The 21,038-nt window shown below is 64.9% G+C and carries 15 protein-coding genes; 10 read left to right on the forward strand and 5 right to left on the reverse strand.

Going from position 1 to position 21,038, the window contains the following annotated elements; genetic code table 11:
• The first annotated feature begins 1,199 nt into the window (after positions 1 to 1,199).
• From FHY19_RS07815 to FHY19_RS07850, 8 genes are all read left to right on the forward strand, one after another.
• Complete coding sequence (locus tag FHY19_RS07815; protein ID WP_259164109.1) at positions 1,200 to 1,985, forward strand: flagellar brake protein; 786 nt, start codon at positions 1,200 to 1,202, stop codon at positions 1,983 to 1,985.
• A gap of 121 nt (positions 1,986 to 2,106) precedes the next feature.
• Complete coding sequence (locus FHY19_RS07820; protein WP_046962576.1) at positions 2,107 to 2,589, forward strand: chemotaxis protein CheW; 483 nt, start codon at positions 2,107 to 2,109, stop codon at positions 2,587 to 2,589.
• Between the two features lie 313 nt (positions 2,590 to 2,902).
• Positions 2,903 to 3,286 (forward strand): hypothetical protein, encoded by a 384-nt coding sequence (locus FHY19_RS07825; RefSeq protein WP_003486337.1) that lies wholly within the window; start codon positions 2,903 to 2,905, stop codon positions 3,284 to 3,286.
• Between the two features lie 82 nt (positions 3,287 to 3,368).
• On the forward strand, positions 3,369 to 5,744 hold the full coding sequence (locus FHY19_RS07830) for a methyl-accepting chemotaxis protein (protein WP_259164118.1): 2,376 nt from the start codon (positions 3,369 to 3,371) through the stop codon (positions 5,742 to 5,744).
• A 215-nt stretch (positions 5,745 to 5,959) separates the two neighbouring features.
• Positions 5,960 to 6,826, forward strand: a complete 867-nt coding sequence (locus FHY19_RS07835) for a CheR family methyltransferase (RefSeq protein ID WP_259159895.1) — start codon at positions 5,960 to 5,962, stop codon at positions 6,824 to 6,826.
• Positions 6,823 to 7,419, forward strand: a complete 597-nt coding sequence (gene cheD / locus FHY19_RS07840; RefSeq protein WP_024937701.1) for a chemoreceptor glutamine deamidase CheD — start codon at positions 6,823 to 6,825, stop codon at positions 7,417 to 7,419. The genes FHY19_RS07835 and cheD overlap by 4 nt, the downstream gene beginning before the upstream one ends.
• Positions 7,416 to 8,492, forward strand: a complete 1,077-nt coding sequence (locus FHY19_RS07845; RefSeq protein ID WP_259159885.1) for a chemotaxis response regulator protein-glutamate methylesterase — start codon at positions 7,416 to 7,418, stop codon at positions 8,490 to 8,492. The genes cheD and FHY19_RS07845 overlap by 4 nt, the downstream gene beginning before the upstream one ends.
• 6 nt (positions 8,493 to 8,498) lie before the next feature.
• The gene (locus tag FHY19_RS07850) at positions 8,499 to 10,868 is read left to right on the forward strand and encodes an EAL domain-containing protein (RefSeq protein ID WP_259164127.1); all 2,370 of its coding nucleotides are present in this window, start codon (positions 8,499 to 8,501) and stop codon (positions 10,866 to 10,868) included.
• Between the two features lie 324 nt (positions 10,869 to 11,192).
• Here FHY19_RS07850 and FHY19_RS07855 read toward each other — a convergent pair whose 3' ends face one another.
• The 4 genes from FHY19_RS07855 to FHY19_RS07870 form a co-directional block, all read right to left on the reverse strand.
• Entirely contained in the window at positions 11,193 to 12,038 is an 846-nt protein-coding gene (locus FHY19_RS07855) for an alpha/beta fold hydrolase (RefSeq protein ID WP_259164134.1), read from the reverse strand.
• 194 nt (positions 12,039 to 12,232) lie between these two features.
• Positions 12,233 to 14,824 carry a bifunctional aconitate hydratase 2/2-methylisocitrate dehydratase gene (gene acnB / locus FHY19_RS07860; protein WP_259164140.1) on the reverse strand — a complete coding sequence of 864 codons (2,592 nt, stop codon included), beginning with the start codon at positions 14,822 to 14,824 and terminating at the stop codon, positions 12,233 to 12,235.
• A gap of 64 nt (positions 14,825 to 14,888) precedes the next feature.
• Positions 14,889 to 15,299, reverse strand: a complete 411-nt coding sequence (locus FHY19_RS07865) for a type II toxin-antitoxin system VapC family toxin (protein ID WP_011259444.1) — start codon at positions 15,297 to 15,299, stop codon at positions 14,889 to 14,891.
• Entirely contained in the window at positions 15,296 to 15,544 is a 249-nt protein-coding gene (locus FHY19_RS07870; RefSeq protein ID WP_104535509.1) for an AbrB/MazE/SpoVT family DNA-binding domain-containing protein, read from the reverse strand. Before FHY19_RS07870 ends, FHY19_RS07865 begins: the two co-directional genes overlap by 4 nt.
• A gap of 147 nt (positions 15,545 to 15,691) precedes the next feature.
• Here FHY19_RS07870 and acnA point away from each other — a divergent pair, with 147 nt between their 5' ends.
• Positions 15,692 to 18,460 carry an aconitate hydratase AcnA gene (acnA, locus tag FHY19_RS07875; RefSeq protein WP_259164149.1) on the forward strand — a complete coding sequence of 923 codons (2,769 nt, stop codon included), beginning with the start codon at positions 15,692 to 15,694 and terminating at the stop codon, positions 18,458 to 18,460.
• Between the two features lie 306 nt (positions 18,461 to 18,766).
• Here acnA and FHY19_RS07880 read toward each other — a convergent pair whose 3' ends face one another.
• Entirely contained in the window at positions 18,767 to 19,213 is a 447-nt protein-coding gene (locus tag FHY19_RS07880; protein ID WP_259164153.1) for a nuclear transport factor 2 family protein, read from the reverse strand.
• Positions 19,214 to 19,310: 97 nt separating this feature from the next.
• On the opposite strand from FHY19_RS07880, the gene FHY19_RS07885 reads away from it, so the two are divergent.
• Positions 19,311 to 20,993: a long-chain fatty acid--CoA ligase gene (locus tag FHY19_RS07885; protein WP_259164155.1), complete on the forward strand. Its 1,683-nt coding sequence runs from the start codon at positions 19,311 to 19,313 to the stop codon at positions 20,991 to 20,993.
• Positions 20,994 to 21,038 lie beyond the last annotated feature (45 nt).

The following is a 21,038-nucleotide window of genomic DNA, read 5'->3' on the forward strand; positions in this document are numbered from 1 at the left end:
CGCGGGACCCTTGGCGGCATGGATGCCGCCACGGAGCTTACAGGGACGTACTTGCAGCGTGTCCCGCGATGGTGGGCGGGCAAGGGCCCTGCAGCAAAGGCGCAGCGATGAGGGCGCGGTGCCCTCGCCGCTCGCGGGACACGCCGTGAACCCGTCCATGGGGGCTCGATGGCGGCATCCATGCCGCCAACGGTCCCGCAATCGGCGAGGACACCGCACCAGACAGTTTGCAGGTCGCTTCGTTGAAAGCCTGCTCACTGCCCTGACTGCATCGAGATGCCGATCGGACGCGCCGTTATCGAAACAGCGCAGGTCATTCACTGCTCGCAACCATGCACACCGACCATCATGACCGGTCCTTGCCCGCCCACCGTCGCGGGACCCTTGGCGGCATGGATGCCGCCACGGAGCTTACAGGGACGTTCTTGCAGCGTGTCCCGCGATGGTGGGCGGGCAAGGGCCCTGCAGTAAAGTCGCAGCGATGAGGGCGCGGTGCCCTCGCCGCTCGCGGGACACGCCGTTAACCCGTCCATGGGGGCTCGATGGCGGCATCCATGCCGCCAACGGTCCCGCAGTCGGCGAGGATGCCGCACCAGACAGTTGGCTGGTGGTTTCGTTGAAGAACGAACTACCGCGTCGTGCGGTTTCGAGGGTTGCTGGCTGCTGTGCTGAAACCCTGGGCACCGATCAACTCGACTGGTCCTTGCCCGCCCACCGTCGCGGGACCCTTGGCAGCATGGATGCCGCCACGGAGCTTACAAGGACGTACTTGCAGCGTGTCCTGCGATGGTGGGCGGGCAAGGGCCCTGCAGCAAAGGCGCAGCGGTGAGGGCGCGGTGCCCTCGCCGCTCGCGGGATACACCGTGAACCCGTCCATGGGGGCTAGATGGCGGCATCCATGCCGCCGACGGTCCCGCAATCGGCGAGGACACCGCGCCAGAAAGTTTGCAGGTCGCTTCATTGAAAGCCTGCCCACTGCCCCTGACTGCATCATGCTTGCCGAAGAACGAAGAGATCGCGCCAGAAGCTTGGTGATTGCTCCGTCGAATGCTCTGCCCACTGCCCATCACGACCGCCCTCCCAGCGATAGGCAGACGGGTTTTGTCAGCGGCACTTAAAGATTTGGGTTTGCCGCCGATATCAAGGCGACGCCGGGACAACCCTCCGGGCGTCTTCCCGCTACCACTGTGCTTGTGCCCATGTCCCAAGGCGATACCTCCGAGCTGGACCACGACGCCGATCACCTTGCCGAAGGTGACGAACGCTATCTGCTGCGCAACAAGCGGCAGATCCGTGGTTTGCTGCGTCAACTGCTCGATCAACGCGCCGTGGTGACCATGCACGTGGCCGGTCGCGACATGGCCGTCCCCACCGCCGTGCTGGAGGTGGACGAAGACGACGGCTGCGTGATTCTGGACGGCAGCCACAACGACACCTCCAACCGCGCCATCGAAGATGCCAAGTATTTGCTCTGCTATGCGCAGCTGGAGCGGGTCAATGTGCGCTTTCGGCTGGAAAAGGCCGAGCGCATCGAACGCGACATCCATGTCGCCTTCCGCGCCGACCTGCCCGAGGCGATGTACCACATGCAGCGCCGCGAGTCGTACCGGCTGGAAACGCCGATCACCGACTCGCCGGTCTGCATCATCCGCCAGGACGAAGCCCAGGGCGGCAATCTCAACCTGCAGCTGCGCGTGATCGACATCAGCAGCGGCGGGCTGGCGGTCTCGCTCACTGCCGGCATGCCCTTGCTGGAGCCGCAGCACACCTACCGCAACTGCACCCTGCAGCTGCCTGACACCGCGCCGATTTCGCTGCCGCTCACCGTCTGCAGCCAGCACAAGCAGACCCTGCCCAACGGCAGCGAAGGCTTCCGCGTGGGCATGCAATTCAGCGACCTGCCGCGTGGCGCCGACGAAACCATCCAGCGCTACATCTTCCGGGTCGACCGCCAGCGCAATGCGCGCAAGAGCGGCGTGTTCTGAACCCGACCGCACTGCGGCAGCCACGCACCTAAAGTTGCGCAGCACCGCGCCGATGTTGCTATGGCAGCCCTTTCAACCTCGTGCCGCAACCTGACACTCAGCCGAAACGCCCGGAGTTTTCATGAACGACAAAAGCACTGCCACCGGCACCGGTGGTGAATTCCTCAGCTTCGCCCTGGGCGAAGAGCACTACGGCGTGGACATCCTGAAAGTGCAGGAAATCCGCGGCTACGACTCGGTCACCCGCCTGCCCGACGCGCCCGACTACATCAAGGGTGTGATCAACCTGCGCGGCACCATCGTGCCGGTGATCGACCTGCGCCTGAAGCTGCGCCTGAAAGAAGCGCGCTACGACGCCTTCACCGTGATGATCGTGCTCAACGTCGAAGACCGCGTGGTCGGCATCGTGGTGGACAGCGTCTCGGACGTGATCCCGCTCAACGACGACCAGATCCGCCCCACCCCCGAATTCGGTGCCTCGGTCGACACCCGCTTCATCTCGGGCATCGGCACCCAGGACGATCGCATGCTGATCCTGCTGGATATCGAGACCTTGCTGGACAGCACCGAGCTGGGTCAGCAGCTGACTGAAGAAGCTGCCTGATTCAGGGTGGTTGCGTGCGGCGACCTGCGGTCGTCAGAGGGATGCGGTGATCGGCAAGCGCGGCGATGCAACAGGTATGCATCGCCGCGCTTGCATCTCCGGCAGCCATCTGACGGCCGCAATGATTTATGCCCTAAGCGCATACCACCATCCGGTGTCGGGAGCTTCCCGACACGCGACGCACCGCTAAATCGAAGTGCGATGCAATTCACGTTTTTTGGATTCAAGTTGAACCCCAGCTAGCCGATAGCTGAATAGAAGCCCGCGTTCATAAGCGGGTCACCGTTCGACTTTCGATTCTGGAGAATCCCCAATGAAGTTCCTGCTCTCGCTCCTCCCCGTCGCTGCTCTCGTGATCGTTGCTCCCACGCTGTCGGCCCAGTCGCAGGAAATGATTCCGCCGGAGATGGCCACCCGCTTCGTCGGCAAGGACGGCATGGTCTGCGGCAAGGTCGAAAAGGCCAAGTACGCGCAGAGCTCGGAGGGTGAGCCCACCTTCCTGTACATGGGCGGCATGTTCCCGCGCCACACCTTCTCGGCCCGTATCGACGGCGCCAACCGCGGCAAGTTCAGCTTTGCCCCGGAAACCCTGGAAGGCAAGGACGTCTGCGTCCTCGGCAAGATCCAGCGCGACAGCTCGCGCGCCGAAATCGAAGTCAGCTCGCCGGCCAGCCTGAAGCTCGCCACCATCAAGTAATCGCATCGCACATCGCCACGCCCATGCGTGGCGATGTGCTGTCTGGATTATGCGGACTGACTTCTACGGGGGAATCGTGTCAATGCAATGGATCAATAATCTGAAATTGATGCCGCGGCTGATGCTGGCGTTCGGCATCGTGCTGCTGATCATGCTGGTGCAGGGAATCATCGCGTACTCGGGCCTGGCATCGCTCAACAACGTTACCCGCGACCTGGCCGGCAACACCATGTCCAGCGTGCGCGAAGCCGGCGATCTGCGCGGCATGCTCGGCGAATACCGGAATGCGTCTTATCAAAATCTGGTACGCGCCAGCGATGCGGTCAAGCAGGAAGCCAAGGTCCGCGCCAAGCGGCTGCATGGCGAAATCGAGGCGACGATCAAGGGCTACCCCCGTCTGATCGAAAGCCCGCAACAGAAGAAGCTGTTCGACGTGTTCGTGGCCGACTGGAAGAAGGCTTCGGCTTCGTACGCCAGCGTCGACGAAATGATCGAGCTCAATCTTCCCGACGATGCCATCGACACCTTTGTCGGCGAGACCCGCACCCTGCACAACAAGGCCAAGGATTCGCTGGCTGCATTGATCGCCGAAGACAACCTGCTGGCGCAGGCCGCCAAGACCAAGGCCGAAAAGGTCCACGCCACCTCCGTCTCGCTGACCGTGATGGTGTTGCTGATCGGCATCGCCGGCGGCCTCGGGCTGGCGTTCCTGTTCGCCCGTTCCATCGTCAAGAGCATGCGCGGCGCGGTCACCACCGCCACCGAGATCGCCGGCGGCAAGCTGGATGGTCAGATCAACGTGCAGGGCCAGGACGAAGTGGGTGAGCTGATGCGCTCCATGCAGCGCATGCAGCGCGACCTGAAGGAGCGCATCGAACGCGACCAGAAGATCGCCGACGAGAACCTGCGCATCCGTACCGCGCTGGACAAGTCTTCGACCGGCACTTTCATCACCGATCCAGATCGCGTGATGATCTACGCCAACGACGCCTTCAAGAAGATCGTGACGCAGTACGAAAGCAGCATCCGACTGGCATCGCCCGAGTTCGATGCGGGCAAGGTCATCGGCCAGCACATCAGCTACCTGGGCCTGTCGGATGCGACCGTGCGCAAGGCCATCGCTGCGCTGGAACGCGACGGCGTCACCAGCTTCGAAGAGCGCTTCGGCGAAGTCGTGCTGGCGCAGACCGTCACCGGCATCAAGAACGAGCAAGGCGAGACCACCGGCGAAGTCTGCGAATGGCGCGACCGCACCATCGAAGTCCAGGTCGAAGAAGAAGTCGCCCGCATCGTGCGTGCCGCTGCCAGCGGCGACATGAGCGGCCGCGTCGAAACCGACGGCAAGCAGGGCTTCTTCCTGCAGCTGGCGCAGCAGCTCAACGGCTTGCTGGATGCCAACGCCGGCAGCCTGGAGCAGATCTCCGCGTTGTTGTCCGCACTGTCGCGCGGCGATCTGACCGTGCGCATGCACGGGCAGTTCAGTGGCGTGTTCGCGCAGATGCGTGACGATGCCAATGCCACCGCCGAGCAGCTGGCCGACATCGTCGGGCGCATCAAGGTCTCCTCCACCGCCATCAACTCGGCGGCCGGCGAAATCGCCTCGGGCAATAGCGACCTGTCGCACCGCACCGAACAGCAGGCCGCCAACCTGGAAGAAACCGCCGCCTCGATGGAGGAGCTCACCTCCACCGTCAAGCAGAACGCCGAAAGCGCACGTCAGGCCAATCAACTGGCCATCGGCGCAACCGGTGTGGCATCGCAGGGCGGCGAAGTGGTGTCGCAGGTGGTTACCACCATGTCCGGCATCGAAGCCTCGTCCAAGAAGATCGCAGACATCATCTCGGTCATCGATGGCATTGCGTTCCAGACCAACATCCTGGCGCTGAACGCCGCGGTGGAAGCGGCACGTGCCGGCGAACAGGGCCGCGGCTTTGCCGTGGTGGCCTCGGAAGTGCGCACCCTGGCACAGCGCTCGGCCGGTGCGGCCAAGGAGATCAAGGGACTGATCGACGACTCCGTGCACAAGGTGGCCGAAGGCTCGGCGCTGGTGCGCAAGGCTGGCGCGACCATGGCCGAGATCGTGGCCAGCGTGCAGCGCGTGACCGACATCATGGGCGAGATCTCTGCCGCCTCGCAGGAGCAGTCGGCCGGCATCGAACAGGTCAACCAGACCATCACCCAGATGGACGAAACCACCCAGCAGAACGCCGCGCTGGTGGAAGAAGCTACCGCCGCCGCCCGCTCGATGGAAGAGCAGGCCGGTCACCTGGCCGAAGCGGTGTCGGTGTTCAAGTTGGACGAGTCGGCCGCGGTTGCGCAAGCACGTGTCCGCCCGGTGGCCTCGCGTCCGGTTGCGGTCAAGACCGCGGCCAAGCCGGCCGTGCGTGCAGCTGCAGCGCCAGCGCGCACTGCCAAGCCACAGGCCGCACTGGCCGACGGTAACTGGCAAGAGTTCTAAGAAGTCACCGCTGTCGCCCGCAACGCCCCGGCAATGCCGGGGCGTTGCGTTTCTGCCTCTCGCAACGACAGGCAGTCTTCATCCCGGCGCCTGGTCCCTGCACGCCGCCACACCGCATCGTCGATGCGACACCGAGCCCAACCTTGGCGATCGACGGATTGGCGCTTCAGTTGCACCGCTACATGGCCGATATCCAGTGATAGCTCACGACGTGTATGGATATGACGACTACGACTCCCGCTTCAGACACGCGCGAATTCGACTTCGGCGACCGCGACTTCAAGCGCGTTTGCGACCTGATTTACCAGCGCGTCGGCATCTCGCTGGCGCCGGCCAAGCGCGACATGGTGTACGGCCGCCTGTCGCGCCGCCTGCGCGTGCTCGGGCTGCGCTCGTTCCGCGACTATCTGGACCAGCTGGAAGCCGGCAACGACGAAGAGGAATGGCAGGCGTTCACCAACGCACTGACCACCAACCTGACCTCGTTCTTCCGCGAGCCGCACCACTTCGACAAACTGCGCGAAGAGCTGCAAAAGCGCGCTTCGCAGGCACCACTGAAGATCTGGTCGTGCGCCGCTTCCACCGGCGAGGAGCCCTACTCCATCGCCATCACCGCCTGCGAAGCCTTCGGCACGCTGACCCCGCCGGTGAGCATCGTGGCCACCGACGTCGACACCCAGGTGCTGGAAACCGCCTCGCGCGGCGTCTACGCCATCGACCGCGTCGCGTCCCTGGATGCGGCGATCAAGCGCAAGTACTTCCAGCGCGGCAGTGGCCCCAACGAGGGCAAGTGCCGGGTGATCCCGGCGCTGCGCCAGCTCATCGAATACCGCCAGTTGAACCTGCTGGCACCGCGTTACGACGTCGGCGGCCCCTACGCGGCGCTGTTCTGCCGCAACGTGATGATCTATTTCGACAAACCGACCCAGCGCGGCATCCTGTCGCGTCTGGTCAGCCACATGGGCGACGACGGTCTGCTCTACACCGGGCATTCGGAGAATTACCTGCACGCGGCCGACCTGATCCAGCCGTGCGGACGCACGCTGTATCGGCGCGCACCGCGTTCGGGAGCATCTGCATGAGTACCGCCGTGCAAGTCGACGACGTGATGCGCTACCGCGATTCGCGGTTCCAGACCATCACCGCCAAACTGCTGCCTACCCAGTATCTGGTGGTGGACGACGACACCGCGTTGACGACCACCTTGGGATCGTGCGTTGCGGCCTGCTTGCGCGACCCGGTGCTCAAGATCGGCGGCATGAATCACTTCCTGCTGCCCGAAGGTCAGGTCGGCGACGGTGCACCGGCGCGCTATGGCAGTTATGCGATGGAGTTGCTGATCAACGACATGCTCAAGCGCGGCGCGCATCGCAAACGCATCGAGGCCAAGGTCTTCGGCGGCGCCAACGTGCTCAAGGGCTTCACCAGCAACCCGGTCGGCACCCGCAACGCCGAATTCGTGCGCCAGTACCTGCAGGCCGAGCACATTCCCATCATTGCCGAAGATCTGTGCGGCATCCATCCGCGCAAGGTGTGGTTCTTCCCGACGACCGGCCGGGTGGTCGTGCAGCGTTTGCCGCACGCGCACGAAGCCGAAGTCGCCGCCGCAGAATCGGCCGTGCGCGCCCGTCTGTCCAAAGCACCGGTCACCGGTGGAGTGGAGTTGTTCGAATGACGCTGGAAACTCCCGTTCGTGTCCTGATCGTCGACGACTCGGCGGTCGTCCGCCAGATGCTCACCGAAATCCTCGCCCGCGATCCCGGCATCGAAGTCATCGGCTCGGCCGCCGACCCGATCCTGGCACGCGAAAAGATCAAACGCCTCAACCCGGACGTGATCACGCTGGACGTGGAAATGCCGCGCATGGACGGGCTGGTGTTTCTGGAAAACCTCATGCGCCTGCGGCCCACGCCGGTGGTGATGATCTCCTCGCTCACCGAGCGCGGCGCCGACACCACCTTGCAGGCCTTGTCGCTGGGTGCGGTGGACTTCGTGTCCAAGCCCAAGATCGACGTCGCACGCGGGCTGGAAGGCTATGCCGAAGAAATCGTCAGCAAGGTCAAGATGGCCGCCAAGGCCAAGGTCAGCGCGCTGCATCGCCCCAGCACGCCCAAGGTCACCCTGGACATGCAATCGGCACCGGTGCCCGGCAGCGCGCTGCGCTTCCGCACCACCGACCGCCTGATCGCCATCGGCGCGTCTGCCGGCGGCACCGAAGCGCTGCGCGTGGTACTCGAACACATGCCGGCCGATGCGCCGGCGGTGGTGATGACCCAGCATCTGCCGGCCAGCTTCAGCACCGCCTTTGCGGAACGCCTCAATCGCCATTCGGCGATGTCGGTGCGCGAGGCCAGCGACGGCGAAGCGATCCTGCCCGGCCACGCCTACCTGCCGCCAGGCGGCCAGCACCTGCGCATCATCCGCGACGGCGCCCGCTGGCGTTGCCGCATCGACGACGGCCCGCCGGTCAACCGCCACAAGCCGGCGGTAGACGTGCTGTTCCGCTCGGTTGCCGCCAACGCCGGCCCGAACGCGGTCGGCGCCATCCTCACCGGCATGGGCGACGACGGTGCGCGCGGCCTGCTGGAAATGCTGCAGGCCGGCGCGCCCACGCTGGTGCAGGACGAGGCCAGCAGCGTGGTCTGGGGCATGCCCGGCGCCGCCTACAAGCTGGGTGCCGCCCAGGAAGTGGTGCCGCTGGACCGCGTCGCCGAACGCCTGATCGCCTTGTCGGCACAGGCGCGCTGATCGCCCATGCGCGTCCCGCCCCCGCATCCGACCGATCCGCCGCAGCACACCGGTGCGCCGGACCCCGTCCCGAGCACGGCGACGGATGCGTGGGCGACGGCGGACCTGGTCGGCGACACTTCGTCGGTCAGCGCATTCCAGGATGCGCGCACGGCCGGGCCGGTCAGGCCCGGCCCGCTCACCGCCGGCATGGCCAAGCCCGGCGAAGCGCCCGACGACCGCCGTTCGCGCCTGCTGGCCGAAGCGCTGGATGGCAGCAGCAGCGCCATCCTCATCTGCGATCTGCAATCGCGCCTGCTGTACGCCAACGATGGCTTCCAGCGCATGTTCGGCTACACCGAAGCCGAACTGGTCGGCCAGCGCCCGTCGGATGTGTTGACCCGCGCGCAGAGCGACCAGAGCGAGGTTGCGCGCATCCGCGATCGCGCCGATGCCCTGCAGCAGACCCGTGCCGACCTGCTGGTCTATCGCAAGGACGGCTCGCCGTTGTGGATCTCGCTCAACTTCAACCCGATCTACGACGCCCGGCATAACCCATCGCATTACGTGGCGGTACTGACCGACATCACCGACACCAAGATGCACGAGGTGCTGCAGCACCGCGTGCTGGAAGCGCTGGTGCAGGAGCGCCCGCTGATCGAGGTGATGACCCTGATCTGCAGCGAGGTCGAACGCATCGCACCGGAAGTGTTGGCCACGGTCATGAGCGCCGACAACCAGGGCTGCCTGCACTCGCTGGCCGCACCCGGCCTGCCGCCCGAATACGCCGATGCCGTCAACGGCCTGAAGATCGCGCCCGGTGCAGGTGCCTGCGGCACCGCTGCCTGGCGTGGCCGTGCGGTGATGGTGGAAGACATCGCCACCGACCCGCTGTTCGCCCCCTACCGCGAGCTGCTCATCCCGATGGGTCTGCGCGCGTGCTGGAGCACGCCGATCCGCTCCAACAGCTCGCGCGTGCTTGGCACCTTTGCGCTGTATTACCGCAAACCCCAGCGTGCCGACGCCTGGCATGTGCGGCTGACCGAGCTATGCCAGCAGCTGTGCACGCTGGCGCTGGAGCGCGAGCAGATCCGTCAGCGCGTGCATCAACTCGCGTTCTACGACGCGCTGACCGGCCTGCCCAACCGCATCATGTTCAGCGCGCGCGCCGAGCAGGCGCTGACCCAGGCCGAATACGCCGCCGAACCGGCCGCGCTGATGTTCATCAACATCGACCGCTTCAAGCTGATCAACGACAGCCAGGGCCATTCTGCCGGCGACGGCCTGCTGCGCGACATCGCGCTGCGCATCGGCGAACAGCTCACCGCCACCGCCATGCTGGCACGCGTGGCCGGCGACGAGTTCGCACTGGCCCTGCCGCAATGCAGCGCCGAACAGGCCAGCGCCGCGGCCGAGCGCCTGCTGGGCAGCATCGCCGGCCCGCTGTCGGTGGGCCACATGACCGTGCATCCGTCGGCCAGCATCGGCGTGGCGATGTTTCCCGAAGACGGACGCGACATCAACATCCTGCTGCGGCACGCCGATCTGGCGATGAATCGCGCCAAGAAGGAAGGCGGCGGACGCTTCCGTTTCTTCAGCTCCGACATGAATCGCATGGCGCAGGAGCGCGTGGCGCTGGAAGCGGAGCTGCGTCAGGCCATCGGCCGCGACCAACTGCAGCTGCACTACCAGCCGCAAATGCATAGCGCAGCACCGCACGCGCTGTATGGCGTGGAAGCGTTGCTGCGCTGGAATCATCCGCAACTGGGCGCGATTTCGCCGGCACGGTTTCTGCCTGTCGCCGAAGAGCAAGGCATGATGCCGCAGCTCAACGCCTGGGTGCTGCGACGGGCCTGCGAGCAGGTGGCCGACTGGCGTCTGCGCGGCGTGCCGGTCACGCGCGTATCGGTCAATCTGTCGGCCAGCGGCTTCGAAAGCCCGCGCATGCTTCCCGACCTGCTTCGGTTGATCGCCGACACCGGCGTGCAAGCCTCCGACCTGACCCTGGAACTGACCGAAAGCGTAATGCTGTCCGGCCAGCCGGGCGTGCTGGAAAACCTGCACGCCATCCGCGAAGCCGGCATCTCGTTATCGCTGGACGACTTCGGCACCGGCTATTCCAGCCTGAGCCATCTGCATCGCCTGCCGATCGACGAGCTCAAACTGGACATGAGCTTCGTCCGCGATATCGAACACAGCGAAGACGCGCGCGCCCTCACCACCTCGGTGCTGCGCATCGGCGAGCACCTGCGCAAGCACGTCGTCGCCGAGGGCGTCGAAAACGAAGCCCAGCGTCTGTTCCTGGCCGACCTGGGCTGCGAAGTCCTGCAGGGCTACCTGTTCTCGCGGCCCCTCCCGGCCCCGGCACTGGAAGCCTGGCTGGGCGCGCAACCCTGACAACGCAACTGCCGAACGACCACAGCTGGGAGCTCCTTTCCAGCCAGGAAGGAAAGTCCATCGCGTGGCAAATAATGCGCCCTCCCCCTGCGGGGAGCGCTTCGAGCCCTCTACTGCGGGAGAGGGGTTGAGGTGAGGGTATGGCCACCCACACATCCTGCAGCGCACGTCCCCTCATCCGCCCTTCGGGCACCTTCTCCCAATGGGAGAAGGAAATATCGTCGCGGCAACTACAGCGCTTCAAGCCCCTCTCCTGTCAGTAAAGAAGGCAGGAGTTGAGAAGAAACCACATACCTCATTCCACGTCAGCCGAGGCCATTGCCCTCATCCCGCACGCCTCAGCTCCACCCCGGTCGCACCCACCGTCCGCTTCAACCAACCCAGCAACTGCGCGTTGACGAAGGCCGGATTCTCCAGCGATGCGATATGCCCGGCATCGGGCACCAGCTCGTAATCGCAGCAGATCGCCTCGGCCATCATCCACAACTCTTCCGGCGGCCGCGCAACATCTGCGTCGCCACCGAGCAGGAAGGTATTGGCCGGATCCAGCGCAGACATCGCCTCCAGGCGATCCGCACGCCCGAAGATCAGCCGCCCCAACGGTACGATGGAGGTGCGCAGCTGCTCGGCCGTCATCGCTGCCAGGCGCTGCGCAAACGCAGCCGGCAACGCCGAGGTCAGATCGATGCCGGGACGGAAGAAGATCGGCACGATCGCGTCGATCAGCGCAGGCGTTACCTGCCCCGCCACCTCGATCGCATCCAGCATTCCAAAGTAGCGCGTACGCGTGGCCTGCGGCTCCGCGCCCAGGAAGGTGTCCATCAACACCAGGCTACGCACGCGCTTCGGCGCCATCAGGGCGAGCTCGGCGCCCCACATGCCACCCACCGACAGGCCCACCACCGCACACTGCGGCAGCTCCAGTGCGTCCAGCAGGCCAAGCATCTGCCGGGCAAGATCATCGATTGCCTGGGTGCCTTGCGGCAATGCGCCCGATTGCCCGTGCCCCCACAGCTCCGGAACAATCACCTGGTAGTGCTGCGAAAGCGCCTGGATCTGCGGCTCCCACATCGCTGCGTCCCACAGGTAGCTGTGGCCGAGCAGAATCGGAAACCCTTGACCGTGCTGCGTGTAGTGGAGTGTGTGACCTGCGATCGTGCAAGAGGGCATCGGCATCGAACGTGAGTGGGAAGCGGCGGACTCTAGACCCCTCCACTTCAGATTTTTGTTGCAATGCGCCATGCCAGTCAGCTGGTATTTGCTTTAACGCCCGCCATCGTGACGACAACTCGAAGTCATCGCTCGAAAAGCGAAATGCCCGGCAGTGCCGGGCATTTCGTCCTACCAGTCAGTTGCCTGCCGGATCAGGCCGCGACGGTATCCGCCACGTCCTGATATTCCTGGATCTGATCGAAGTTCATGTAGCGGTAGATCTGGTCGCCACTGGTCTTGATCACGCCCACATCGGCCATGTACTCGTCCTTGGTCGGGATGCGACCCAGACGCGAGCAGATCGCGGCCAGTTCTGCCGAACCCAGGTACACGTTGGTGTTGCGGCCCAGACGGTTGGGGAAGTTACGCGTGGAGGTGGAGAACACCGTGGCACCCTCGCGTGCCTGTGCCTGGTTGCCCATGCACAGCGAGCAGCCGGGCATTTCCATACGCGCGCCGGCCGCGCCGAAGGTGCCGTAATGGCCTTCCTTGGTCAGCTCGGAGGCGTCCATCTTGGTCGGCGGCGCGACCCACAAGCGGGTCGGGATGTCGCGCTTGCCTTCCAGCAGCTTGGCGGCAGCACGGAAGTGACCGATGTTGGTCATGCACGAACCGATGAACACTTCGTCGATCGCCGCACCGGCAACCTCGGACAGCGTCTTGACGTCGTCCGGGTCGTTCGGGCATGCCACGATCGGCTCATGGATGTCGGCCAGGTCGATCTCGATGACCGCCGCGTACTCGGCGTCGGCATCGGGCTGCAGCAGCTGCGGATCGGCCAGCCACTCTTCCATCTTCTTGATGCGGCGGCCCAGCGTGCGCGCATCGGCATAGCCTTCGGCAATCATCCAGCGCAGCAGGGTGATGTTGCTGGTCAGGTATTCGATGATCGGCGCCTTGTCCAGGTGCACGGTGCAACCGGCCGCCGAACGCTCGGCCGAGGCGTCGGACAGCTCGAACGCCTGCTCCACCTTCAGGTTCGGCAGGCCTTCGATCTCCAGGATGCGGCCGGAGAAGATGTTCTTCTTGCCCTGCTTGGCCACGGTCAGCAGACCGTCCTTGATTGCGTACAGCGGGATCGCATTGACCAGGTCACGCAAGGTCACGCCCGGCTGCATCTCACCCTTGAAGCGCACCAGCACGCTCTCGGGCATGTCCAGCGGCATCACGCCGGTGGCGGCGGCGAAGGCCACCAGGCCGGAGCCGGCCGGGAACGAAATGCCGATCGGGAAACGCGTGTGCGAGTCGCCACCGGTACCGACGGTGTCGGGCAGCAGCATGCGATTGAGCCAGCTGTGGATCACGCCATCGCCCGGACGCAGCGACACACCGCCACGGGTGGAGATGAACTCCGGCAAGGTGTGGTGGGTCTTGACGTCGACCGGCTTCGGGTAGGCCGCGGTGTGGCAGAACGACTGCATCACCAGGTCGGCCGAGAAGCCCAGGCAGGCCAGGTCCTTCAACTCGTCGCGGGTCATCGGGCCGGTGGTGTCCTGCGAGCCCACCGAGGTCATCTTCGGCTCGCAATAGGTGCCCGGGCGCATGCCCTGGCCTTCCGGCAAGCCGCAGGCGCGGCCGACCATCTTCTGCGCCAGCGAGAAGCCCTTGCCGGTGTCCGGCGGGTCCATCGGCAGGCGGAACAGGTCCGAGGCCGGCAGGCCCAGGAACTCGCGCGCCTTGGCGGTCAGGCCGCGGCCGACGATCAACGGAATGCGGCCACCGGCGCGCACTTCGTCGAACAGCACATCCGACTTCATCGCGAACTCGGCGATCACCTGCCCGTTCTTCAGCGCCTTGCCGTCGTACGGACGCAGCTCGACCACATCGCCGTGCTCCATCTGCGACACGTCCAGCTCGATCGGCAACGCGCCGGCATCTTCCATCGTGTTGTAGAAGATCGGGGCGATCTTGCTGCCCAGGCACACGCCGCCGAAGCGCTTGTTCGGGATGAACGGAATGTCCTCGCCGGTCCACCACAGCACCGAGTTGGTCGCCGACTTGCGCGAGGAACCGGTACCGACCACGTCGCCCACATAGGCGACCAGGTGGCCCTTGGCCTTGAGATCGGCGATGGCCTGGATCGGGCCGCGCTTGCCATCTTCTTCCGGCACGAAGGCCGCACCCTCACGGGCGTTCTTCAGCATCGCCAGCGCGTGCAGCGGGATGTCCGGGCGAGTGGTCGCATCCGGGGCCGGCGACAGGTCGTCGGTGTTGGTCTCGCCCGGCACCTTGAACACGGTGACGGTCATGCTCTGCGGCACTTCCGGCTTGCTGGTGAACCACTCGGCCTCGGCCCAGCTGTGCAGCACGGCCTTGGCATGCGCGTTGCCGGCTTCGGCCTTTTCCTGCACGTCGTGGAAGGCGTCGAACACCAGCAAGGTGTGCTTGAGCGCCTCGGCGGCAGTGGCGCCCAGCTCGGCGTTGTCGAGCAGGTCGATCAGCGGCTGGATGTTGTAGCCGCCCAGCATGGTGCCAAGCAGCTCGGTCGCACGCGTGGGGCTGATCAGCGCGGTCTTTTCGGTGCCGAACGCCACTGCGGCCAGGTACGAGGCCTTGACCTTGGCGGCGTCGTCGACGCCAGCCGGCACGCGCTGGCTCAGCAGCTCGACCAGGAATTGTTCTTCGCCCGCCGGCGGAGCCTTCAGCAGCTCGATGACCTCGGCGGTCTGCTGCGCGGTCAGCGGCAGCGGCGGGATACCGAGCGCGGCGCGCTCTGCAACGTGGTGGCGATAGGCTTCCAACATGCGGGTTCTCCAAAAAGGACAGCAGTGAATGTGTAAAGGTCAGGCGTGGATCAGAAGACGTGGATCAGGCAACGGGCTTGGGGACGGTGATCTTCAAACCCTTGAAGTAGTCGCGAAAGAAGCCCTCGTCGCGGGTGATCAACCCGTCGCACTGGAGCATCGCGTGGGCGCCGATCAGAAAATCCGCCACCACCCGCTCGCGCTTGCCGCCGCGTGCGCGGAAGCGCTTGTTCATATGGCCGGCGCGTACCGCCGCCGCTTCCTGGGTGGCTTCGTAACGCACCCCGATCGAAGCCAGGGTTTCCATCAGGTCGACCTGGGTGTCGAGCATGGCCAGCACTTCGGCGACCACCGCATCGCAGACCACCACCTCGTCGCGCGCCAGTGCATCGCCAATGCAGATTTCCGACACCTCGCCATACACCGGGTCACCGATGAGGATGTCCAGCAGCACGGAGGAATCCAGGGCGATCATGGGTCGAACGGATCCCCCGGCGCGCGGCCGCGAATGGCGCGCATGGCCTCGTCGGTGCTGGTCAGGCCATCGACCAGCCTGAACTTGCCGCGCACCTTGCGCAGCGCTTCGCTGACATCTTTACGCAAGATGATGCGCCCACCATCGAGTTCGATCTTGAGAGTGGTGCCCTTGGTCAGGCCCAGGGCATCGCGCACGGCCTTGGGCAGCGTGATCTGTCCGCGTTCGGCAACGGTGGCTTCCATGAGCATGCTCCAGAAAGTATGCACGCATGATACGTACTTCTCCGATCGTACTCAAGCCGGCAGATCGACCTGGACACACCGTGCGTACACACTGAATCGCTCAGAATAGGCCCCTACCTAAAGCCTTCGACGCCATAGGAGTGATGCATGAGCGATTCCTTTTCCACCCGCACCTCATTCGAGGTCCACGGCAAGCGTTACGACTATTACAGCCTGCCCAAACTGGGCGAGCGCTTTGATATCGCCCACCTGCCCTACTCGATGAAGATCCTGCTGGAGAATCTGCTCCGGCACGAAGACGGCGGCGTGACCGTCGGCAAGGACCATATCGAAGCGGTCGCCAAGTGGGACCCCAAGGCAGAGCCCGATATCGAAATCGCCTTCATGCCCGCGCGCGTGGTGCTGCAGGACTTCACCGGCGTGCCGTGCGTGGTCGACCTGGCCGCGATGCGCGATGCCGTGGTCAAGCTTGGCGGCAACGCCGACCAGATCAACCCGCAGATTCCCTCCGAGCTGGTCATCGACCACTCGGTGCAGGTGGATGTGTTCGGCTCGGCCGATGCGCTCGACCTCAACGGCAAGATCGAATTCCAGCGCAACCAGGAACGCTACGGCTTCCTGCGCTGGGGCCAGAAGGCGTTCGAAAACTTCAAGGTGGTGCCGCCCAACACCGGCATCGTCCACCAGGTGAACCTGGAAAACCTGGCGCGCGTGGTGATGAGCGCGGACAAGGACGGCACCCGGATCGCGTATCCGGACACCGTATTCGGCACCGACAGCCACACCACCATGATCAACGGCATCGGCGTGCTGGGCTGGGGCGTGGGCGGTATCGAGGCCGAGGCCGCGATGCTGGGGCAGCCCTCGTCCATGCTGATTCCGCAGGTGGTCGGCTTCAAGCTCAGCGGCAAGCTGCCCGAGGGCGCCACCGCCACCGACCTGGTGCTGACCGTCACCCAGATGCTGCGCAAGGCCGGCGTGGTCGGCAAGTTCGTCGAGTTCTTCGGTGAGGGACTGCAGCACCTGCCGCTGGCCGACCGCGCCACCATCGGCAACATGGCACCGGAATACGGCGCCACCTGCGGCATCTTCCCGGTCGACGAGGAGTCGCTGACCTACCTGCGCCTGTCCGGCCGCAGCGAGGAGCAGATTGCGCTGGTGGAAGCCTACGCAAAGGCGCAGGGCCTGTGGCACGACGCAAATACCCCGCCGGCGCAGTACAGCGCCACGCTGGAGCTGGACATGGGCGAGGTCAAGCCGTCGCTGGCTGGCCCCAAGCGCCCGCAGGACCGCGTGCTGCTGGAAGACATGCAGTCCAATTACCGCGAGAGCCTCAAGCCGTTTGCCGAGGCGCGCAGCAAGCGGTTGGGCGACATCAAGCAGGAAGATCGCCTGAAGAACGAAGGCGGTGGCGGCACCGCGGTCGGCGCCAAGGCCTCGCAAGCCGAAGCGTCCAACGACAGCGGCGCCGGCTGGCAGCTGCGCGACGGCTCGGTGGTCATCGCGGCTATCACCTCGTGCACCAACACCTCCAACCCGGCAGTGATGCTGGGCGCCGGCCTGCTCGCGCGTAACGCGGCGGCCAAGGGGCTGAAGGCGCAGCCCTGGGTCAAGACCTCGCTCGGGCCGGGCTCGCGCGTGGTCACCGATTACCTGAGCAAGGCCGGGGTGCTGGCCGATCTGGAAAAACTCGGTTTCTACGTGGTCGGCTACGGCTGCACCACCTGCATCGGCAACTCCGGCCCGCTGCCGGACGATGTGTCTGCGGCGATCGCCAAGGACGATCTGGTGGTGTCTTCGGTGTTGTCGGGCAACCGCAATTTCGAAGGCCGCGTGCATCCCGAAGTGAAGATGAACTACCTGGCCTCGCCGCCGCTGGTGGTTGCGTATGCGATCGCCGGCACCACCGACATCGACCTCACCACCGATCCGCTGGGCACCGGTAGCGACGGGCAGCCGGTGTATCTGCGCGACATCTGGCCGAGCAACAAGGAAATCGGCGATACCATCGCCGCCACCGTCGGCCCGGAGATGTTCAAGCAGAACTATGCCGACGTGTTCAAGGGCGACAGCCGCTGGAACACCATCGCCTCGCCCGATGGCGCGCTGTACGAGTGGGATGCCGCATCCACCTACATCAAGAACCCGCCCTATTTCGACGGCATGACCATGCAGGTGGGCAACGTGGACGACGTGCACGGCGCGCGCATCATGGGCCTGTTCGGCGACTCGATCACCACCGACCACATCTCCCCGGCCGGCAACATCAAGAAGGATTCGCCGGCAGGCCGCTTCCTGCAGGAGCGCGGCGTGCAACCGGCCGACTTCAACAGCTACGGCAGCCGCCGTGGCAACGACGACGTGATGGTGCGCGGTACCTTCGCCAACATCCGCATCAAGAACCTGATGTTCGGCGGCGAAGAAGGCGGCAACACGCTGTATTACGGAAAGGACGGCTCGGCCCCGGAAAAACTGGCGATCTACGATGCGGCAGTGAAGTACAAGGCCGACGGCGTGCCGCTGGTGGTGCTGGCCGGCAAGGAATACGGCACCGGCTCCTCGCGCGACTGGGCCGCCAAGGGCACCAACCTGCTCGGGGTTAAGGCGGTGATCGCCGAGAGCTTCGAGCGCATCCACCGCTCCAACCTGGTCGGCATGGGCGTGCTGCCGCTGCAGTTCCTCGAGAACGAAAACGCGCAGACCCTGGGCCTGGATGGTTCGGAAGTGCTGGACATCACCGGCCTGCAGGACGGCGCCAGCCGTCGCGCCACCGTCGATGCCAGGAAGTCCGACGGCAGCGTCAAGCAGTTCCAGGTCAAGGTGCTGCTGCTGACGCCCAAGGAAGTGGAGTACTTCAAGCACGGTGGTCTGTTGCAGTACGTGCTGCGTCAACTGGCTGCACGCAAGACGGCGTAATTCCGCCTCCCGTGTTGCTCCGATATTCCCGCCTGATGGCGGGAATATCGTTTTGGGAGCGGCACTGCGCCGTACTGCAACGATGGCAACGTCTGTTCGCGTTCCGCCATGTGGCGGCCATGCCCGAACCCGCAACCCAGCTTGCACGACGAAACGGACCCGACGCCGGGAATACGGGCGTGGCTGACCGTCGCAACGCAAGCGCAACTCGCCGTATCACTGTCCGCGCAAGGCAGGGTGCACACGCTCAGGCGCGAATGCGGAATCGTCAGCGTCTGCCGCAGCGCCCCGCCCTCACCTACGGCCCTACCGGCCTGTCGGCACCCATTGCGCGTGGTAGAGCTGCCAGTCGCCGTCCTGCAGACGCCAGCCGGTGGTCAGCTGATAGGTCTGCGCCTGCTCGGGCAGCCAGCGGCCATCGCCCCCGGTGACCAGCGCGGTGAAGCTGGCAGTGGCAGTTGTGCCTTGCAGTTGCACGTCCACCGGTCCCAGGGTGACGCCGATCTTGCGGTTGCCCAGCAGTTGCAGTTGCAGCAGGCGGCGCAGGCCGGCGGCATCCAGGCCGTGCTCGCCCACGAAATCGGCCGCTACCGGCTGCATCGCCTTGCCGACATCGCGCGCCTCGATCGCCGCCTGCATCTGCGCCACGGTCTGGCGCAACCGCTGCTCCGGCGCCGGCCGCGCGCACCCGGCAAGCAGCGCCATCCATACGAGCACCAGTCCCCACTGCCACCAACGAATACTGCCCTGCATCACGCTTCGCCTTTTCCATTCATGACGGTATGCTGCCAGTTGTTGTAGTGCCGTGGAACACACCGCGTCACGTCGAGAACACCCTGGAGGGGGGCAGATGAATCAGGCACGTCCTTGGTTGCAAAGTTATCCGGCCGGCGTCGCCGCCGAAATCGATCTGGAGCAGTTCCGTACGGTGGCCGAGGTATTCGCCACATCGGTCAAGCGGTTTGCCGACCGCCCCGCGTATCACAGCTTCGGCAAGACCATTACCTACCGCGAAGCCGACCAGCTGGTCGAACAATTCGCCGCCTACCTGCTGGGCGAGCTGCAATTGAAGAAGGGCGACCGCGTCGCCTTGATGATGCCCAACTGCCTGCAGTATCCGATCGCCACCTTCGGCGTCCTGCGTGCCGGGCTGACGGTGGTCAACGTCAACCCGCTCTACACCCCGCGCGAACTGAAGCACCAGCTGATCGACTCCGGCGCCAGCGTGCTGGTGGTCATCGACAACTTCGGCACCACTGTGCAACAGGTCATTGCCGACACGCCGGTCAAGCAGGTGATCACTACCGGGCTGGGCGATATGCTCGGCTTTCCCAAGGCGGCGCTGGTCAATTTCGTCGTCAAATACGTCAAGAAGCTGGTGCCCGACTACCGCATCAACGGCGCGATCCGCTTCCGCGACGCATTGGCGCTGGGCCGCAAGCACAGCGTGCCGACGCTGCAGATCGAACCGGACGACATCGCGTTCTTGCAGTACACCGGCGGCACCACCGGCGTAGCCAAGGGCGCGATGCTGACCCACCGCAACCTGGTCGCCAACATGCAGCAGGCGCATCAGTGGCTTGCCGGCACCGGCAAGCTGGAAGAAGGCGCCGAAGTGGTGATCACTGCGCTGCCGCTGTATCACATCTTTGCACTGACGGCCAACGGGCTGGTCTTCATGAAGATCGGCGGCTGCAATCACCTGATCAGCAATCCGCGCGACATGCCCGGCTTCGTCAAGGAGTTGAAGAAGACCCGCTTTACTGCGTTTACCGGCGTGAACACGCTATTCAACGGCCTGCTCAACACGCCCGGTTTCGACCAGATCGATTTTTCCTCGCTCAAGATGACCCTGGGCGGCGGCATGGCGGTGCAACGCTCGGTCGCCGAACGCTGGAAAAAGGTCACCGGCCTGACCCTGGTCGAAGCCTACGGCCTGACCGAAACCTCGCCGGCCGCCTGCATCAACCCGATGGACCTGAAGGACTACAACGGTTCGATCGGCCTGCCGATTCCGTCCACCGATGCCTGCATCAAGGACGACGCCGGCGCGGCGCTGCCATTGGGCGAGATCGGCGAGCTGTGCATCAAGGGCCCGCAGGTGATGAAGGGCTACTGGAAGAAGCCCGAGGAAACCGCCAAGGTGATGGATGCCGACGGCTGGCTGCACACCGGCGATATCGCGCGAATGGACGAGCACGGCTTCGTCTACATCGTCGACCGCAAGAAGGACATGATTCTGGTGTCCGGCTTCAACGTCTACCCGAACGAGATCGAGGACGTGATCGCCGAAATGCCCGGCGTGCTGGAAGTGGCAGCGGTTGGCGTGCCGGATGAAAAATCCGGCGAAATCGTCAAGGCCGTGATCGTGAAGAAGGACCCTGCCCTCACCGCCGACGACGTAAAGGCACATTGTCGCTCCAACCTGACCGGCTACAAGCAGCCGCGAGTGATCGAGTTCCGCAAGGAACTGCCGAAAACCAACGTCGGCAAGATCCTGCGCCGCGAACTGCGGGATGCGCCACCCAAATAATTGCAGACATGCCTTGGCGGGAAACTCAGAACCCGCTGAAAGAGT

Source organism: Xanthomonas sp. 4461 (assembly GCF_024806475.1).
GTDB classification, from domain to species: Bacteria; Pseudomonadota; Gammaproteobacteria; order Xanthomonadales; family Xanthomonadaceae; genus Xanthomonas; species Xanthomonas arboricola_F.

What these genes read in the sequence shown, in the direction of transcription:
- FHY19_RS07870 (WP_104535509.1), bottom strand. Translation starts at nt 15,544, where the DNA reads ATGGAAGCCACCGTTGCCGAACGCGGACAGATCACGCTGCCCAAGGCC.
- acnB (WP_259164140.1), bottom strand. Translation starts at nt 14,824, where the DNA reads ATGTTGGAAGCCTATCGCCACCACGTTGCAGAGCGCGCCGCGCTCGGT.
- FHY19_RS07855 (WP_259164134.1), bottom strand. Translation starts at nt 12,038, where the DNA reads ATGCCCTCTTGCACGATCGCAGGTCACACACTCCACTACACGCAGCAC.
- FHY19_RS07835 (WP_259159895.1), top strand. Translation starts at nt 5,960, where the DNA reads ATGGATATGACGACTACGACTCCCGCTTCAGACACGCGCGAATTCGAC.
- cheD (WP_024937701.1), top strand. Translation starts at nt 6,823, where the DNA reads ATGAGTACCGCCGTGCAAGTCGACGACGTGATGCGCTACCGCGATTCG.
- FHY19_RS07880 (WP_259164153.1), bottom strand. Translation starts at nt 19,213, where the DNA reads ATGCAGGGCAGTATTCGTTGGTGGCAGTGGGGACTGGTGCTCGTATGG.
- FHY19_RS07865 (WP_011259444.1), bottom strand. Translation starts at nt 15,299, where the DNA reads ATGATCGCCCTGGATTCCTCCGTGCTGCTGGACATCCTCATCGGTGAC.
- FHY19_RS07850 (WP_259164127.1), top strand. Translation starts at nt 8,499, where the DNA reads ATGCGCGTCCCGCCCCCGCATCCGACCGATCCGCCGCAGCACACCGGT.
- FHY19_RS07820 (WP_046962576.1), top strand. Translation starts at nt 2,107, where the DNA reads ATGAACGACAAAAGCACTGCCACCGGCACCGGTGGTGAATTCCTCAGC.
- FHY19_RS07830 (WP_259164118.1), top strand. Translation starts at nt 3,369, where the DNA reads ATGCAATGGATCAATAATCTGAAATTGATGCCGCGGCTGATGCTGGCG.
- FHY19_RS07845 (WP_259159885.1), top strand. Translation starts at nt 7,416, where the DNA reads ATGACGCTGGAAACTCCCGTTCGTGTCCTGATCGTCGACGACTCGGCG.
- acnA (WP_259164149.1), top strand. Translation starts at nt 15,692, where the DNA reads ATGAGCGATTCCTTTTCCACCCGCACCTCATTCGAGGTCCACGGCAAG.
- FHY19_RS07825 (WP_003486337.1), top strand. Translation starts at nt 2,903, where the DNA reads ATGAAGTTCCTGCTCTCGCTCCTCCCCGTCGCTGCTCTCGTGATCGTT.
- FHY19_RS07815 (WP_259164109.1), top strand. Translation starts at nt 1,200, where the DNA reads ATGTCCCAAGGCGATACCTCCGAGCTGGACCACGACGCCGATCACCTT.
- FHY19_RS07885 (WP_259164155.1), top strand. Translation starts at nt 19,311, where the DNA reads ATGAATCAGGCACGTCCTTGGTTGCAAAGTTATCCGGCCGGCGTCGCC.